Genomic DNA, 15,360 nt, shown 5'->3' on the forward strand with positions numbered 1-15,360 from the left:
CCGGCGAAGCGCTCCCGCGTGGTCTTGCGGCCCGGCACGACCGGCAGGGCCAGCAGGTTGACCATGAAGTCCTGGTAGACGTCGTGCAGGATGCGCCGCGCGTAGTCGCGGGCGTCCTCCTGCGTCGCGTGCGCGGTGTGCCCCTCCTGCCAGAGGAACTCGGTGGTGCGCAGGAACGTGCGCGGCCGCAGCTCCCACCGCACGACGTTGGCCCACTGGTTGAGCAGCAGCGGCAGGTCCCGGTAGGAATCGATCCACTTGGCCATGAACTCGCCGAAGACCGTCTCGCTGGTGGGCCGCACGACGATCGGCTCGGCCAGCTCCTTGCCGCCCGCGTGGGTGACCACGGCCAGCTCCGGCGCGAAGCCCTCGACGTGCTCGGCCTCACGGCTCAGGTAGCTCTGCGGGATGAAGAGCGGGAAGTACGCGTTCTGCGCCTCCGCCTCCTTGATGCGGGCGTCCATCTCCGCCTGCATCCGCTCCCAGATCGCGTACGCCGCCGGCCGGATCACCATCGTGCCCCGCACCGGGCCGTTGTCGGCCAGCCGGGCCTTGTTGATCAGGTCCTGGTACCAGCGGGGGAAGTCGTCCGCCCGGGGAGTGAGCACGCGCGCCATGGTCGTGCATCCTAGTCCGGCCCCGACCGCAACCGGCCGCGTGGGCATCCCGTGTCCCCCGGTCTCACCGGACGACGCGGCCCTTGAGGACGATGCGCCGGGGTGCACGCACCACGCGCAGGTCGGCTCGCGGGTCCTCGGCATAGACGACGAGGTCCGCGAGCCCGCCCTCGACCAGCCCTGGGAAGCCGAGCCACTCCCGCGCCTTCCACGAGGCCGCCGCGAGCACGTCCACGGCGGGGATGCCGGCCTCGTGCAGCAGGAGCATCTCCTCGGCGGCCAGCCCGTGCCGGATGCTGCCGCCCGCGTCGGTGCCGACATAGAGGGGTACGCCCGCCTCGTGCGCCGCGGCCACGACGGACGGGAACCTGTCCCGGAGCGCCAGCATGTGGTCCGCGTACCCGGGGAACTTGGGCCGTGCCTGGTCGGCGATCGACCCGAACGTCCGAATGTTGATCATCGTGGGCACCAGCGCCGTCCCGCGCCGCGCCATCTCGTCGATGAGGTCGAGCGACAACCCCGTGCCGTGCTCCACCGAGTCCACCCCGGCCCGCACCATCAGCGCCACGCCCTCCTCCGAGAACGTGTGCACGGCCGCCCGGGCCCCCGCGGCATGCGCGGCCTCCACCGCGGCGGCCATCGTCGCCGGATCCCACGACGGCGCGAGGTCCCCGGCGCCCCGGTCGATCCAGTCGCCGACCAGCTTCACCCAGCCGGTCCCGGCCTTCGCCTGCGCGGTGACCGTCTCCGCCACCTGCTCGGCGGCCACCTCGATCCCGATGTCCCGCAGATATCGCCGCTGCGGCGCCACATGCCGGCCGGCCCGCACGAGCCGCGGAATCTCCGGCTCGTCGTCCAGCTCCGGGTACGGAAAAGGCGACCCCGCATCCCGGATCGCCAGCACGCCGGCCGCCCGATCCTGCCCCGCCAGCTCCCGGGCCTCGTCCACGCTCCCGATCGGCGACGCCCCGTACCGGATCCCCAGATGACAGTGCGCATCCACGAGCCCCGGGAGCACGAACCCGCCGTCCACAATCGTCTCGGCGTCCCGCACGGGCTCGAACGTCACCCTGTCCCCGACCAGCCACAGGTCCCGCACATCACCCTCGGGCAGCACGACCCCACGCACATGCAAAGCCATGCGTCAGTCCTACCGGATGACGCCCCTCACCGCTCCCGACAGGGTGCCCAGCAGGGACGGCAGGTCGAGCCGGATCGGGTACGGATCCCCGGTCTCGTAGTCGTCGCGCGTCCTGCGCACCTCGACGAACGCCCCGTCGCGCCCCCGGCGGAACTCGGTGAGCGTCACCCCGTCGGCCCCGAACGGATCAACCACCAGGTACACGGAAAGCCCCGCAGCGGCATACGTCGCCGGATCGTTGCACCGCTCGGTCCCCACCACGTCGACGCCGAGCATCGCCTGCCGCAGGCATCCGACCTCATAGGTGCACCGATCGACGGCCAGAATCTCCGGCAGCGCCGCGCTGGCATCGCCGGGCCACAGCCCCAGGTGCCGCACCGGGACAGGACAGCACTCGTCGAGCGCGGCGGTGAGATTCCGGCAGACGCGGTGCATCACTTCGATCCCGCCTGACGTCGCCGCGACTGCACCTTGTCCCGATAGGCAGTCCACGCGTCCAGGTCAAGTGCGACCGGCCACGGCTGCTCCAGCGCGACACGGCCAACGTGGTGACCATCGGACTGATAAACGCCGTCCGGGCCGAGAACATGCACGGTCAACGTGACTTGCTCACCCAGCGGGTCGAGCACCCAGTAGAGCGGAATGCCCGCGTCGGCGTAGACCTTCGCCTTGAAGCGCCGGTCATGGAGGACAGAGCTGCGCGAGACGACTTCCACGACCACGAGGACGTCACGGGCGAGGACCGGCGATCGGTCGGCGCCCTCCAGGCGGATGACCGCGGCGTCGGGCCGAAGCTCGCTGCGAGTGCCGATCGCGACGGAGGTTTCGATGTTGACGAATGCCTCGTCCGACGCGTTCCGGTCCAACGCCTGGGCGACTTGTCGGGCGATCCAGTTGTGCATGGGAAACGGGATGGGCAAGAGGACGAGCCTTCCGTCGAGAAGCTCATAACGGAGGTCCTCGGGAAGGCTTGCCACATCGTCGACCGTCAGATCGTCCCTGCTCAGCAGGTGCGACAGGTGGAGATCGTCCAGTAAGTGCGGTACGGCAGTCACAGGTTCCTCCCCAGAAGGATGCGAACTGCCGCCCACGTTACTAGACATGGCGCTACCTGTCACCTAGCAACCTGACTACTGCTTACCGTCGTCCTTCTTGGGGTTGCTCAGCTTGGTGAAGTCGAGCTTCGGGAGCTTGAAGCCCGGCGGCAGCCCCTGCCCCCCGGCCAGCGCGCTCGGGTCCAGCCCCGGCGGCAGCTGCGGCATCCCGCCGGGGAAGCCCGCCGGCATCCCGGCGCCGCCGACGCGGGGGCGGTTGCCGCCCTTGGTGCCCTTGCGCTTGTTCTTGGGGCTCTTGGTGGCCTTGCGGCGGCCGCCCGGGAGGCCCATCATGCCGCTCATCTGCTTCATCATCTTCTGGGCTTCGGTGAAGCGGTTGAGCAGCTGGTTGACGTCCATGACCGTGACGCCCGAGCCGCGGGCGATGCGGGCGCGGCGGGAGCCGTTGATGATCTTCGGGTTGGTGCGCTCGCCCGGGGTCATCGAGCGGATGATCGCGGTGACCCGGTCGAAGTGGCTGTCGTCGAGCTCGGCCAGCTGGTCCTTCATCTGGCCCATGCCGGGCATCATGCCGAGGATGTTGGCGATCGGGCCCATCCGGCGCACGGCGATGAGCTGGTCGAGGAAGTCCTCCAGGGTGAACTGCTCGCCGCCGAGCAGCTTGGAGGTCATCTTCTCCTTCTGATCCTCGTCGAAGGCCTGCTCGGCCTGCTCGATGAGGGTCAGGACGTCGCCCATGCCGAGGATGCGGCTGGCCATCCGGTCGGGGTGGAAGACGTCGAAGTCCTCCAGCTTCTCGCCGGTGGACGCGAAGAGGATGGGCTCGCCGGTGACGTGCCGGACCGACAGGGCGGCACCACCGCGGGCGTCGCCGTCGAGCTTCGACAGGACCACGCCGGTGATGCCGACGCCGTCGCGGAAGGCCTCGGCGGTGCTGACCGCGTCCTGGCCGACCATGGCGTCGATGACGAAGATGACCTCGTCGGGGTCGACCGCGTCGCGGATGTCGCGGGCCTGCTGCATCATCTCGGCGTCGATGCCGAGGCGGCCGGCGGTGTCGACGATGACGATGTCCTTGGCGGTGCGCTTCGCGTGCTCGATGGAGTCGCGCGCGACCTGCACCGGGTCGCCCACGCCGTTGCCCGGCTCGGGGGCGTAGACGTCGACGCCGGCCCGGCCCGCCAGGACCTGCAGCTGGTTGACCGCGTTGGGGCGCTGCAGGTCGGCCGCCACGAGCAGGACCTGGTGGCTCTGGCCCTTGAGCCAGCGCGACAGCTTGCCCGCGAGCGTGGTCTTGCCGGAGCCCTGGAGCCCGGCGAGCATGATCACCGTGGGGGGCTGCTTGGCGAACTGCAGCCGCCGCCCCTCGCCGCCGAGGACGTTGATGAGCTCCTCGTGGACGATCTTGATGATCTGCTGCGCCGGGTTCAGCGCCTGGGAGACCTCGGCACCGCGGGCGCGCTCCTTGAGATTCGCGATGAACGACTTGACCACCGGCAGCGCGACGTCCGCCTCGAGCAGCGCGAGGCGGATCTCGCGCGCGGTGGCGTCGATGTCGGCGTCGGTGAGCCGGCCCTTGCCCCGGAGCTTGGTGAAGATCCCGGAGAGGCGGTCGCTCAAGGTGTCAAACACGGCACTTCTTCCCGTTGCTGGCGAGGGTGGGAAACGACCCCAAGCCTAACCGGCCCCGCCGACCCCTACCGGTTCCGCATCCGGTACGTCTTCACCGCCGCCTCGATCCGCCGCTGGTTGCGCGTCCCGGGCTCGAGTCCCTTCTTGGCCTTCCCATAGACCCACACCGCGCCGCCGACCACGACCGCGCCCACGATCAGGTACGCGATCCCGCCGATCAGCCACTGCAGAACGGCCGCCGCGGCCCAGCCGACCAGGATCAGCCCCGCCGCGAACGCCACCAGATATGCCACTGCCTTGCCCATGAGTCCCTCCCGATGAGTAAGCCCAGCATGCGCCCGGGCCGCAACCCACCGCATCGGGGCGGACCCGTAGGGGTGGGCGACACGCCGTTCCGACGCGCGACACGGGGCAAATGCCGTATACCGCAGGTAAAGGCATGCACCGCAACCATCCGGTATATCGCGCCGTTGAGGCACTGGAACTGCGACACCCGGCGGAAGGACGAGCTCGTGCCCTTGCGGCGGATCCTGCGACTGGCCCCGTGGACCATGCGGTCCCGAGTCCTCAAGAGCGTGCAGAAGCGGGTCCTCCCCCGCGTCCCCGAGCAGCGGCGCCTGGCCGTCGCGCGGCGGCTCGTCCCGCTGTCCCACCCGCCCCGGCTGCCACTGATGCGCGCCAAGCCCGACGCGCCGACCATGCGGGTGCGCACGGGCCGCGGGTGGGTCACGGCGCACCGCGACCCGGACGCCAGCCCCACCTCCGTACGCCGCCAGAACCTCGACCGCGTCACGGCGGCCCTGGACGCGGCCGGCATCGACTGGTTCCGCGTCCCGACCCGCGCCCTGCGCCCCACAGCCGTGGCGGTGAACGCCGACGACCGCGCCACTGCCCTGAAGGCGCTCGAAACGACGACCGCGCTCATCGAGCCCGTCAAGCCCCGCACAGGGAAACTCAAAGCGGCGAAAATCCTCCGCGTCTGCTGGCCCGTCACCGACCCGCACGGCAGCCTCCTCCTCGGCCGCGACCTCAGTTGCGAGGTCGAGTTCTGGACCGAGCAGGACGGCACGCTGCGCGCACCCCGGGTCAACCCCGTGGCCGACGTGATCGCCGTCGACGAACCGGTGACGAGCGCACCCGAGCCCACGTTCGGCGCGTTCGCGTCGCCGCACGACCTGACGCCGTACAGGACCCGGCGAAGCCTCACCGAGCCGGCGCCGGACCGCATCATGTTCCCGATCGACGTGGTCTACACGTGGGTCGACGGCGCGGATCCCGCGTGGCGCGCGGCGAAGGCCCGGGCCCTCGCGGAGAACGGCTGGCTGGAGGAGGCGAGCCGGCTCGCGCACAACGACTCCCGTTTCGCCTCCCGCGACGAGCTGCGCTACTCGCTGCGCTCGCTGCACTGCTTCGCGCCGTGGGTCAACCACGTGTGGCTGGTCACGATGGACCAGGTTCCCGACTGGCTGGACACCGACCACCCGGGCCTGACCGTGGTCAGCCACCGGGAGATCTTCGGGGACACCGGCCGGCTGCCGACGTTCAACTCGCAGGCCATCGAGTCGCGGCTGCACCGGATCGAGGGGCTGAGCGAGCACTTCCTCTACCTCAACGACGACGTGTTCTTCGGCCGGCCGGTCTCGCCGGAGCTGTTCTTCACGCCGGGCGGGCTGACCCGCTTCTTCCCGTCCAAGGCGCAGGTGGACTCGGCGCCGCGGCGGCCGGACGACCCGCCCGCCGACTCGGCCGGCAAGAACAACCGTGAGCTCATCCGCGCGGCGTTCGGCCGGGTGCTGACCCGCAAGATGATGCACACGCCGCACCCGTCGCGGATCAGCCTGCTGCGCGAGATCGAGGAGCGGTTCTTCGAGAACGTGCGGGCGACCGCCGGCCACCAGTTCCGGCACCCGGACGACATCGCGCTGCTCTCGTCGCTGCAGCAGTACTACGCCTACCTGACCGGCAAGGCCGCGCCCGGAACCATCGAGTACACGTACGCGGACCTGGCCAACCCGACGACGCCCCTGCGCCTCGCCCGGCTGCTGCGCCACCGCGACCTGGACACGTTCTGCCTCAACGACACCGATTCCGACGAGGCCGTGGCCGCCGAGCAGAGCGCCCTGCTGGGCGAGTTCCTGCCGGCGTACCTGCCCTTCGCCTCGCCGTTCGAGAAGAAGGCTCCCCGGCGAGCGGTGCCCGCTCAGCCCACCATGAAGGAGAGAGTTCCGTGAGCTTCGACGCCGTCATCCTCGGCCTGGGGTACGTCGGGCTGCCCCTGGCCCAGCAGGCCACCCGCGCCGGCCTGACCGTGCTCGGCTTCGACGTGAACGCGCGCGTGGCCGACGCCCTGAACGCCGGCCGCTCGCACGTCGACGACCTGTCCGACGCCGACGTGGCGGAGATGACCGCCGGCGGGTTCCGGGCGACCACCGACGAGACATTGATCGCGCAGGCGCGTACGGCTGTCATCTGCGTCCCCACGCCGCTGTCCGAGGGCGACGGCCCGGACCTGCGCGCGGTCACCGGCGCCACCGAGGCGGTCGGGCGCAACCTGCGGCCGGGCATGCTGGTCGTGCTGGAGTCGACCACCTATCCGGGCACCACCGACGACGTCGTACGCCCACTGCTCGAGAAGCTGTCCGGCCTGACCGCGGGCATCGACTTCCACCTGGCGTTCTCGCCCGAGCGGATCGACCCGGGCAACGAGCGGTTCGGGGCGCACAACACGCCGAAGGTCGTCGGCGGCTTCACGCCCGCGTGCACCGACCGGGTCGCCGAGTTCTACGGGCGGTTCATCCAGACCGTCGTACGCACCCGGGGCACCCGCGAGGCGGAGACGGCGAAGCTGCTCGAGAACACCTACCGGCACGTCAACATCGCGCTGGTCAACGAGATGGCGCGGTTCTGCCACGAGCTGGACATCGACCTCTGGGACGTGATCCACGCGGCGTCCACCAAGCCGTTCGGCTTCCAGGCGTTCTACCCGGGCCCGGGCGTGGGCGGGCACTGCATCCCGATCGACCCGAACTACCTGAGCCACAACGTGCGCAGCAAGCTCGGCTACCCGTTCCGGTTCGTGGAGCTCGCGCAGGAGATCAACGCCACCATGCCCGCGTACGTGGCCCGGCGCGCGCAGAATCTCCTCAACGCCGACGGCGTCGCCGTGCACGGGGCGAAGATCCTGCTGCTCGGGGTCACGTACAAGCCGAACATCGCCGACCAGCGCGAGTCGCCCGCCACGCCGCTGGCCCGCCACCTGGCCGCGCTCGGAGCGGAGCTGACGTTCCACGACCCGTACGTCACCCAGTGGGCCGTCCCCGGCACCGACGACCTGGAGGGCGCAGCCGCGGCCGCCGACCTGGTGATCCTCGTGACGCACCACCGCGACTACGACGCCGACCACCTCGCGGGCATCGCCAAGCGCTTCTTCGACACGCGCGGCGTGACCAGCACGCGGGAGGCCCACCGCCTGTGACCGACACGATGACCACGTCCGCGCCCGTGCAGCGCCGGCACCGGTCCGGCGACGGAAAGCACACAGCGGCCCCGCCGAGACACCGCAAGGACATCGAGGGGCTGCGCGCGGTCGCGGTGCTCCTCGTCGTCGCGTACCACTGTGGTCTGCCGTTCGTCTCCGGCGGCTATGTCGGGGTCGACGTCTTCTTCGTCATCTCCGGCTTCCTGATCACCGGCCTGCTGCTGCGCGAGGTGCACAGCAGCGGGCGCATCTCACTCCCCCGCTTCTACGCCCGGCGCGCGATGCGGCTGCTGCCCGCGTCGGCGCTCGTGGTGGTGGCGACCGTCGCGGCGGCCGCGCTCTGGCTGCCGCCGCTGCGCCTGACCGGGATCCTGTCGGACGCGCTGCACACCTCGATCTACGCGATGAACTACCGGCTCGCGGCGATCGGCACCGACTATCTGCAGGCGGAGGCGGACCCGTCGCCACTGCAGCACTTCTGGTCCCTGGCCGTCGAGGAGCAGTTCTACCTGCTCTGGCCCGTGCTGATCCTGCTACTGCATCGTCGCTTCTTGAAAAGCGCTCTGGTCCTGCTCACCGCGGGCTCCTTTGCGCTCTCGCTGTGGCAGACCGAGGCGAGCGCCGGCTGGGCCTACTTCGGCATCCACACCCGTGCCTGGGAGCTCGGCGTCGGCGCCCTCCTCGCGCTGGGCGCGGTCAAGCTGCCCCGGTGGTGCGTGCCACTCGGCCTGATTGCGATCGTCACGGCCGCGGTCTGCTACACCCCGCAAACCCCCTTCCCCGGGTACGCGGCCCTGCTGCCCGTACTCGGCACGGCGGCCGTGATCGCGGGCGGCACCGGCCGTTCCGCGGGTCTCCTCGGCGCAGCCTTGTTCCAGAGCATCGGCCGGCTCTCCTACTCCTGGTACCTGTGGCACTGGCCGGTGCTCCTCATCGCGCCCTACGCGCTCGGCCGCCCCCTGGCCGCCTGGGAGAACATCCTCGCCGCCCTGGGTGCCCTGATCCTGGCCGCGCTGACGTTCGCGCTCGTCGAGAACCCGATCCGGCACCTGGCCCGCGATCGTCCGTGGCGCGGCTTGCTCGCTGGGCTCGGCATCTCGCTGCTGTGCGCCGCCCTGTGCGTGGGCATCACCACCGCCGCCGGCCGCCTGCACAGCTCCACCACCGTCGCCGCGCCGCAGGCCACCGCCGCGAACCTGCGCCAGTTGCTGACCCAGCCAGACCGGGCCGTCCCCTCCAACCTCACGCCGGCGTTGGAGAAGGCGGCCAAGGACAAACCCCGCTTCTACCGCGAGGGCTGCTCCGGCGCGTTCGCCGACGCGGAGGTCAAGAAGCCCTGCGCGTACGGCGACCTCGCCTCGGACACCACCGTCGTGCTCATGGGCGACTCGCACGCGGGCCACTGGTTCCCGGCGCTCGAGGCGGCCGCGCTGCGCGAGCACTGGAAGCTCGTCGTGGTCAACAAGAGCGCGTGCACGGTGGCCGACAGCCTGATCTTCCTGCCGGAGCTCAAGCGCGAGTTCACCGAGTGCGTCCGCTGGCGCCGCGACGCCCTGGCGTACGTCCGCTCGCTGCGCCCCGCCAAGGTGGTGCTCGCCTCCACCTACCCCAACAGCGAACTGCTGGGCGTCGAGGGCACGCAGGAGGAGGCGTGGGTCGCGGGCTGGCGCAAGTCCCTCCGCGCGGTCGCGGGCAAGGGCACCCGGGTCTACTTCGTCAACGACACCCCGTGGATGGCCGGCAACACCCCGGAGTGCCTGTCCGCGCACCCCGGCGACCCGGCCTCCTGCGGGCGCGCCCGGGACCAGGCGATCGCCAAGCAGAAGCGCCGGGACCTCGTCATGGCGACCGCCCGCGAGGAAGGCGCCACGGTGGTCGACCCGTCGCCGTGGTTCTGCACCGACACGTTCTGCCCGGCGGTGGTCGGCAACGTGCTCGTCTACAAGGACCAGCACCACGTCACGACCGCGTACAGCCGGCTCCTCGGCCCGTGGCTGGCGGAGGAACTGCGCTAGAAACACCCGGAAGACCAAGCGGCGGCCCGTGAAAACGGGCCGCCGCTGCTGTTTGCACCGCTTCTGCAACCGGCCGGGAAACCCCGCCGCAACCGCGGCCGGGCAGGTACCCGATCGGCAACTCAGCACTCACTTCAAGGCACCTGAAACGGCGTCAGCGCGCCCGTGCGCCCTCCGAAGGGATAGGCGTACCCAGCGAGATGCGCCGGGACGGAGACAACGAAGGAAGTGACCCGTGCAGAAGACCCTGGTCCGTCGCCTCGCCACTCTCGCGCTGTTCCCCGCCGCCGCGTTCATCGCCCTGATGGTCGCCGCGCCCGCCCAGGCCGCGGTCGTCTCGACCTCGACGCTGCAGACGCAGGTCGCGAACCTCTCGAACGCCCAGCGCGTCAAGGCCGGCTGCAAGGCCCTCCCGGTCAACTCGCAGCTGCTCTTCGCCGCCCGCGGCCACAGCAAGTACATGGCCACCACCGGCAACTTCAGCCACACCGGCGCCCGCAACTCGAGCTTCATCACCCGCGTCAAGGCCGCCGGCTACACCGCGCCGCGCAGCGAGAACATCGCCTGGGGCTACCGCTCGGCCGCCGAGGTCGTCAACGCGTGGATGAAGTCGCCGGGCCACCGCAAGAACCTGCTCGACTGCGGCGCGAAGTCCTTCGCCGTCGGCGTCATCTACTCCGCGAACGGCACGCCCTACTACACGCAGGAGTTCGGCTCCAAGTAAGGCTTCTCTCTCCCCCTGAAAGGGACCGGCCGGCATGCCCCCGCATGCCGGCCGGTTCTTTTGCTTTGCCTAGGCCCCGACGGGCGCTCCGCTGCGGAGGTACGACAGGACGGCGTGCCGCCCGAGCATCCGCGGCTCGACGGTCAGCCCGCCGATCCGCTCGGTCCAGCGCCGGACGGCCTCCTGCTCGTCCGTGCGGTTCGCGTCGTCCAGCACGACCGTCGCCACCGGGGCCAGCCGGCTTTCGAGGGCGTGCATCGCCGGGTACCGCGCGTCGGGCCCGGTCGCGGCGGGCGGCCCGTCGATGAGCACGAGGTCGATGTCGTGCAGATCCGCGAGCTGCTCGATGTCGTACCAGGGATAGGTCCGCCCGTCGGCGGTCAGGTCGGCCAGCGGCGCGGTGCGCACCTCGGCGACGGCCGCGAGCCCGTGCGCGTCGAGCATCTCCCGGGTCCGCGCGGCGTACTCGGGGTCGTGGTCCAGCGAGACCAGCCGGCCGCCGGCCTGCTCCAGCGCGTACGCGAGCCACACCGTCGACGTGCCGCTGCCCAGCTCGAGCACCAGCCCGGGCCGCCGCAGCCGGACGAGGTGCAGCAGGTCGAGCAGGTCCGACGGGTTGAGCGCGAAGTCACCCGACGACGGCATGGGCGCCCGCGGCGTGAAGTCGGCGAACAGCTGGAACATCGCCTCGATCTCCCGGCTCTGCCCGCGCAGCAGCAGATCGGTGCCGTGGCTGTGCTGCCGCAGCCCGCGCGTCACGGTCTGCTTCAGCTCCTGGTGGCGGTCGCCCGCGCTGAGCCGCTCCTTCTCGACGGTCGCCACCACCCGGCGCTGCATCTGCTCCACGACCGTGCGCAGGTCCCGGCTCGCCGCCTGGTTCGCCCGGTGCAGCCCGGTCATCCAGCGCGACAGGTGCAGGATGCCGAGCAGCACCACGAGCAGCAGCACCGCCAGCAGCGAGATGGCCAGACCCTGCCGGCCCGCGGCGGCCGCCGCGCAGGTGCCGGCGACAAGCACCAGCGCCGCCATGAGGACCACCGCCTGCGGACGGGTCAGGCTCTGCAGCCGTACGGCCACCCGGCCGCCGAACCGCGTCAGGTCGCTCATTCCAAGACCTCCGTAGTGCGCCGTTACGACAACACGTGCCTAACGCTGGGACAAAGGTGTCGTTACGCCGGGGCCGGCTCGGGCATGCGCTGCACCGGCGCCGCGGGCCGCGGGGCGTGCACGAGCGACGCGATCCGGTCCACGTACAGCTGGGGGTGGTGGGCCTTGGCGACCACCTCGCGGGAGCGGCGGCTCTGCTCGGTGTAGAGCGCCCGGTCCGCCGTGTAGCGCCGCAGCACCTTGGCCACCTCGTCCGGCGCACAGTAGACGGCCGCGTCGCCAAAGACCGCCGCGTGCCGCTCCGGCGTCACCACGACCACGCCCTGCCCGGCCGCCTCCAGCGCCGGCCGCGAGAACGTCTCGACCGCCTCCGGGTGCGGGAAGTGCAGGTAGAAGTCGAGCTGGTGCAGGAACGTCCGCAGGTCCAGGTCGGTCGCCTCGAAGACCAGGTGGGAGCGCGGGCCGCCGAGCACCACATCCGTACGCGGCCAGTCCGGCAGCCGCAGCCGCACGTCCACGCCGTCGAGCGCCTCGTGGACGGCCAGCGCCTCGCGCGTGTCCTTGGGCCAGACGCCCTGGTCGCACAGGTCGGTGCCCGCCACGGGAGCGTCGGCGGTGGCCCCGTGCCGCGCGGCGGAGTAGCGGTCCGTGGCGATGACGGTCGGCAGGTCGTACGGGGTCAGCTCCACCGCCGGCCGGTAGGCGCGCAGCATCGCGCGGATCTCGGGGTCCTGGGGACACCACACCGGCGTCACCCCGAACAGCTGCTCGGCGACGCGCGTGCAGTCCGCCACGTCGTACCGGTTGTCGAAGCCGTCGCGCCGCACCGGGGCCTGGTCCGCGACGAGCAGCAGCTGCCGCGGCCGCAGCAGGCACTCCTCGCCCTCGGCGAACTGCAGCACCGCCGCCTGCCGTACGACCAGCAGCGCCGCCCTGTTCTCGTCGGTGGGCAGGATCTGCGTCACCCGGCCGGTGTTCACCAGCTCCTGCACCGGCTCGCACAGCGGATAGCGCCGCCGGGCCATCGGCCGCAGCGACTCCATGTGCAGCACTGCCACCCGCAGCCCCCGGTCGGCGAGCGCGCGCATCTCCTCGATCGCCCCGAGCTGCGCCCCCTGCAGGAACCGCCAGTCCCCGGCGAACACGACGTCGAACTCCGGGCGTGCCGGGGCCTCCCCGCGGGCGTACCGGAGATGGTCCGGCGCCGCGAACGGCCGGTCGCTGCCGTCCCGCGGCCGGTAGGGTGCGGCGTTCCGCGCGGCGATGCGGCTGTGCCAGTGCTGATAGGCCGACGAGTACGCCACCCGCGCCGGATGCATCCAGTAGGCCCGGATCTCCGCGCGCGACAACGACCCGTGCGACAACCGGATCAGCGCGAGCGGCTCCGACTCGACGTGGCAGACCGCCCGCTCGCCGTACACCGCGCGGATCCGTCCGATGTACTCGGAGTCGGCCGCCTTGCGCACGGTGTCGAAGTACCCGATCCGGTCCATGACGAGCGCCCGCCGGAACAGCAGCGACGACGGGTTGAACCGCCCCGTCCGTACGGCCGGCCGGGTGAGCAGCAGCTCGTCGGTGACCCCCAGCCCGTCGGTGGTCGTCGCCACCACCCGCGACCCCGACAGCAGCGGCCGCACCTGCAGCTCCAGCCGCCGCGGATGCGACCAGTCGTCCGAGTCCTGGAACGTGACGAACTCGCCCCCGGCCGCGTCCAGCCCGGCGTTCCGGGCCGCGTACGTGCCCTGGTTGACCGGCTGCTTCACCAGCCGCACCCGCGGCCCGAGCGCCACCGCCCGGGCCAGCACCTCATCGAACTCGGCCGGCGACGCGTCGTCCACGACGATGACCTCGGTGTTGCGCCACGACTGCGCGAGAATGCTGCGTACGGCCGTGATCAGCCCTTCCCCGGGATGGAAGGCCGTGACGATGACCGACACCCGCTGCGGCTCGTCCACCGGCGCCGCCTCGGCCGACGCGGTCAGCCGGTCGAACGGGCTGTCGGTCCTGTCGGTGCCCAACGCCGGATACGGCCGCGGCATGAGCTTCTGAAAGGTCGCCAGCCACGGCGCCACGGGCCGATCCGCGTGCACGAACGGGTTCGCGACGTCCAGCTCCAGATCCTGCCGCACGGCCGGGCTCATCGACCGGTACGCCCCGAGCAGCACCTGCGCCGCGTCAGCCCCGCGCCACGCCAGCGTCAGCTGCGCGTGCAACCCTTGATGCGACCCGGGCACGGCGTCCGCCCCGAGCCCCAGGCGCAGCAGCTCATAGAGGGCGAGGGCATCCGTACGGTCGCTGGGCAGCATGTCCTGCAACGCCAGCGTCTGCGCGAGCCCGGAGATGACCGAAGGCCGCACCCCGCCCTGCAACCCCCGCAACCACTGCACATCCCCGTCCCGCGCCGCGGCGATGAGCTCGTCGTAGCTCGCCCCGGTCCCCCGCAGCGCGGTGTACCCCTGCAACCGCCGCATCTCCAGCGACCGCAACCGCACGGCGATGGCCGGAACCGCCCGCTGCACATGGTGCCGGGCAATCCTCAGATAATCGTCGAGCAGACCGGCTGGTTCCCCCATCGCGGCAACAACCTCTTCATAGCCCTGGCATGGTCACTAGGCCAACGCACCCGCCACGTCAGAGGTCACGGCCTCGGATATCCCAGCTGCTCCAACACCCGCCACACCTCCGTGGCCGGATTCCCGCCCGGCGCGGCCTCCAGCCCGCAGGGGTTGCTCCACGCGATGGAGACGTCCTGCTTCTTCGCTTCCCTGGCGGCAGTCGCCGGATCGAAGTCGTCGACATCACAGACCACCCAGGCGTGGTCGAAATCGTTGTCCGCCTTCCTGCGGCCGACACTCCGGACGGCATCGACGGGCGATCCGTGCTCGTACGCGACCACGACCCGGCCGGCCGTGACCCAGCCGAGTTCCTTGACCTCGGAGAAGTAGGACCGTTCCGTCACCTTGCCGTTGGTGCCGATCAGCACGCTGACCCGCTGATCGCGGCTCGGCGACCGCCGTCGCAGGTCGGTCTCCCGCCCCGCACCCGGCTTGAGCCCTCGGCGCCCCGGGCGGTTACTCCTGGGCATCCTCGCTCGCCGCCTCTCGCGCCGCCACGGCCCGTTCGAAGGGAGCCCAGGACAACTCCGGGACACCCCCGTAGTTGCCGTTGAGGTAGCGACGCTGGCGGTTCTCCCCCTCCCGTCGCGGTTTGAAGTCCGTCAACGGATACAGCGTGGAGGTGCCGTCCTTCGCCTTCTCGGTGAACCAGATCTCGTCCCGGGCCAGGATTTCCTCGGTGTCGAAGGCGCCCAGAAGAGTCGCATCGTGACTGGTGAAGATCAGCTGGCTGCCGAGCGGGTTGGTACGTGGGCTCTGGAACAGGTCGATGAGCTTCGCGGTCAGCATGGGATGCAGACTGGCGTCGATCTCGTCGATCGTCAGAGTGCTGCCCAGTCCGAGCACCGTTGTCGCGTCCATGGCCAGCTCGAAGAGTTGCTGCGTCCCCGTCGACTCGTCGAGGAGGCCGAGCAGGACCTGACCAGACGGGCCGCGATGCGCGAACTGGAGCGACCGGCGCGGGCTGCTCGGCTCG

Annotated in this window: 14 protein-coding genes; 4 read left to right on the forward strand and 10 right to left on the reverse strand. The window is 71.1% G+C overall.

The annotated features are described in order from the left end of the window. The 6 genes from RBH18_RS38090 to RBH18_RS38115 all read right to left on the reverse strand — a co-directional run. Positions 1 to 617, reverse strand: a 617-nt coding sequence (locus RBH18_RS38090; RefSeq protein ID WP_306215362.1) for an aminoacyl--tRNA ligase-related protein, incomplete at its 3' end; no start/stop codon positions are given. Between the two features lie 64 nt (positions 618 to 681). Continuing rightward, positions 682 to 1,758, reverse strand: a complete 1,077-nt coding sequence (locus RBH18_RS38095; protein WP_306215363.1) for an amidohydrolase family protein — start codon at positions 1,756 to 1,758, stop codon at positions 682 to 684. Between the two features lie 9 nt (positions 1,759 to 1,767). Continuing rightward, the gene (locus RBH18_RS38100) at positions 1,768 to 2,193 is read right to left on the reverse strand and encodes a hypothetical protein (protein WP_306215364.1); all 426 of its coding nucleotides are present in this window, start codon (positions 2,191 to 2,193) and stop codon (positions 1,768 to 1,770) included. Continuing rightward, complete coding sequence (locus tag RBH18_RS38105; RefSeq protein ID WP_306215365.1) at positions 2,193 to 2,813, reverse strand: Uma2 family endonuclease; 621 nt, start codon at positions 2,811 to 2,813, stop codon at positions 2,193 to 2,195. The genes RBH18_RS38100 and RBH18_RS38105 overlap by 1 nt, the downstream gene beginning before the upstream one ends. A 75-nt stretch (positions 2,814 to 2,888) precedes the next feature. Continuing rightward, positions 2,889 to 4,445 (reverse strand): signal recognition particle protein, encoded by a 1,557-nt coding sequence (gene ffh, locus RBH18_RS38110; protein WP_306215366.1) that lies wholly within the window; start codon positions 4,443 to 4,445, stop codon positions 2,889 to 2,891. 65 nt (positions 4,446 to 4,510) lie between these two features. Then, positions 4,511 to 4,750, reverse strand: a complete 240-nt coding sequence (locus RBH18_RS38115; RefSeq protein ID WP_305782883.1) for a hypothetical protein — start codon at positions 4,748 to 4,750, stop codon at positions 4,511 to 4,513. 207 nt (positions 4,751 to 4,957) lie between these two features. On the opposite strand from RBH18_RS38115, the gene RBH18_RS38120 reads away from it, so the two are divergent. The 4 genes from RBH18_RS38120 to RBH18_RS38135 all read left to right on the forward strand — a co-directional run bounded on the left by RBH18_RS38120 (position 4,958) and on the right by RBH18_RS38135 (position 10,662). Next, positions 4,958 to 6,676, forward strand: a complete 1,719-nt coding sequence (locus RBH18_RS38120; protein WP_306215367.1) for a stealth family protein — start codon at positions 4,958 to 4,960, stop codon at positions 6,674 to 6,676. Next, the gene (locus RBH18_RS38125; RefSeq protein ID WP_306215368.1) at positions 6,673 to 7,920 is read left to right on the forward strand and encodes a nucleotide sugar dehydrogenase; all 1,248 of its coding nucleotides are present in this window, start codon (positions 6,673 to 6,675) and stop codon (positions 7,918 to 7,920) included. The genes RBH18_RS38120 and RBH18_RS38125 overlap by 4 nt, the downstream gene beginning before the upstream one ends. Beyond that, entirely contained in the window at positions 7,917 to 9,938 is a 2,022-nt protein-coding gene (locus tag RBH18_RS38130) for an acyltransferase family protein (RefSeq protein ID WP_306215369.1), read from the forward strand. The genes RBH18_RS38125 and RBH18_RS38130 overlap by 4 nt, the downstream gene beginning before the upstream one ends. A gap of 235 nt (positions 9,939 to 10,173) precedes the next feature. Next, a complete protein-coding gene (locus RBH18_RS38135; RefSeq protein ID WP_306215370.1) occupies positions 10,174 to 10,662 on the forward strand; it encodes a CAP domain-containing protein in 489 nt (162 codons plus the stop codon). Positions 10,663 to 10,731: 69 nt separating this feature from the next. Here RBH18_RS38135 and RBH18_RS38140 read toward each other — a convergent pair whose 3' ends face one another. The 4 genes from RBH18_RS38140 to RBH18_RS38155 all read right to left on the reverse strand — a co-directional run. Next, positions 10,732 to 11,769, reverse strand: a complete 1,038-nt coding sequence (locus RBH18_RS38140; RefSeq protein ID WP_306215371.1) for an O-methyltransferase — start codon at positions 11,767 to 11,769, stop codon at positions 10,732 to 10,734. 62 nt (positions 11,770 to 11,831) lie between these two features. After that, positions 11,832 to 14,342 (reverse strand): glycosyltransferase, encoded by a 2,511-nt coding sequence (locus RBH18_RS38145; RefSeq protein WP_306215372.1) that lies wholly within the window; start codon positions 14,340 to 14,342, stop codon positions 11,832 to 11,834. A gap of 65 nt (positions 14,343 to 14,407) precedes the next feature. Beyond that, a complete protein-coding gene (locus RBH18_RS38150; RefSeq protein WP_306215373.1) occupies positions 14,408 to 14,854 on the reverse strand; it encodes an RloB family protein in 447 nt (148 codons plus the stop codon). Further along, on the reverse strand, positions 14,841 to 15,360 hold a 520-nt coding region (locus tag RBH18_RS38155; RefSeq protein WP_306215374.1), incomplete at its 5' end, for an AAA family ATPase. The genes RBH18_RS38150 and RBH18_RS38155, both read right to left, overlap by 14 nt.

Origin of the sequence: Actinoplanes oryzae (assembly GCF_030757795.1) — a bacterium.
In the GTDB taxonomy this organism is placed as follows: Bacteria; Actinomycetota; Actinomycetes; order Mycobacteriales; family Micromonosporaceae; genus Actinoplanes.

What these genes read in the sequence shown, in the direction of transcription:
- RBH18_RS38095 (WP_306215363.1), bottom strand. Translation starts at nt 1,758, where the DNA reads ATGGCTTTGCATGTGCGTGGGGTCGTGCTGCCCGAGGGTGATGTGCGG.
- RBH18_RS38100 (WP_306215364.1), bottom strand. Translation starts at nt 2,193, where the DNA reads ATGCACCGCGTCTGCCGGAATCTCACCGCCGCGCTCGACGAGTGCTGT.
- RBH18_RS38115 (WP_305782883.1), bottom strand. Translation starts at nt 4,750, where the DNA reads ATGGGCAAGGCAGTGGCATATCTGGTGGCGTTCGCGGCGGGGCTGATC.
- RBH18_RS38140 (WP_306215371.1), bottom strand. Translation starts at nt 11,769, where the DNA reads ATGAGCGACCTGACGCGGTTCGGCGGCCGGGTGGCCGTACGGCTGCAG.
- RBH18_RS38145 (WP_306215372.1), bottom strand. Translation starts at nt 14,342, where the DNA reads ATGGGGGAACCAGCCGGTCTGCTCGACGATTATCTGAGGATTGCCCGG.
- RBH18_RS38150 (WP_306215373.1), bottom strand. Translation starts at nt 14,854, where the DNA reads ATGCCCAGGAGTAACCGCCCGGGGCGCCGAGGGCTCAAGCCGGGTGCG.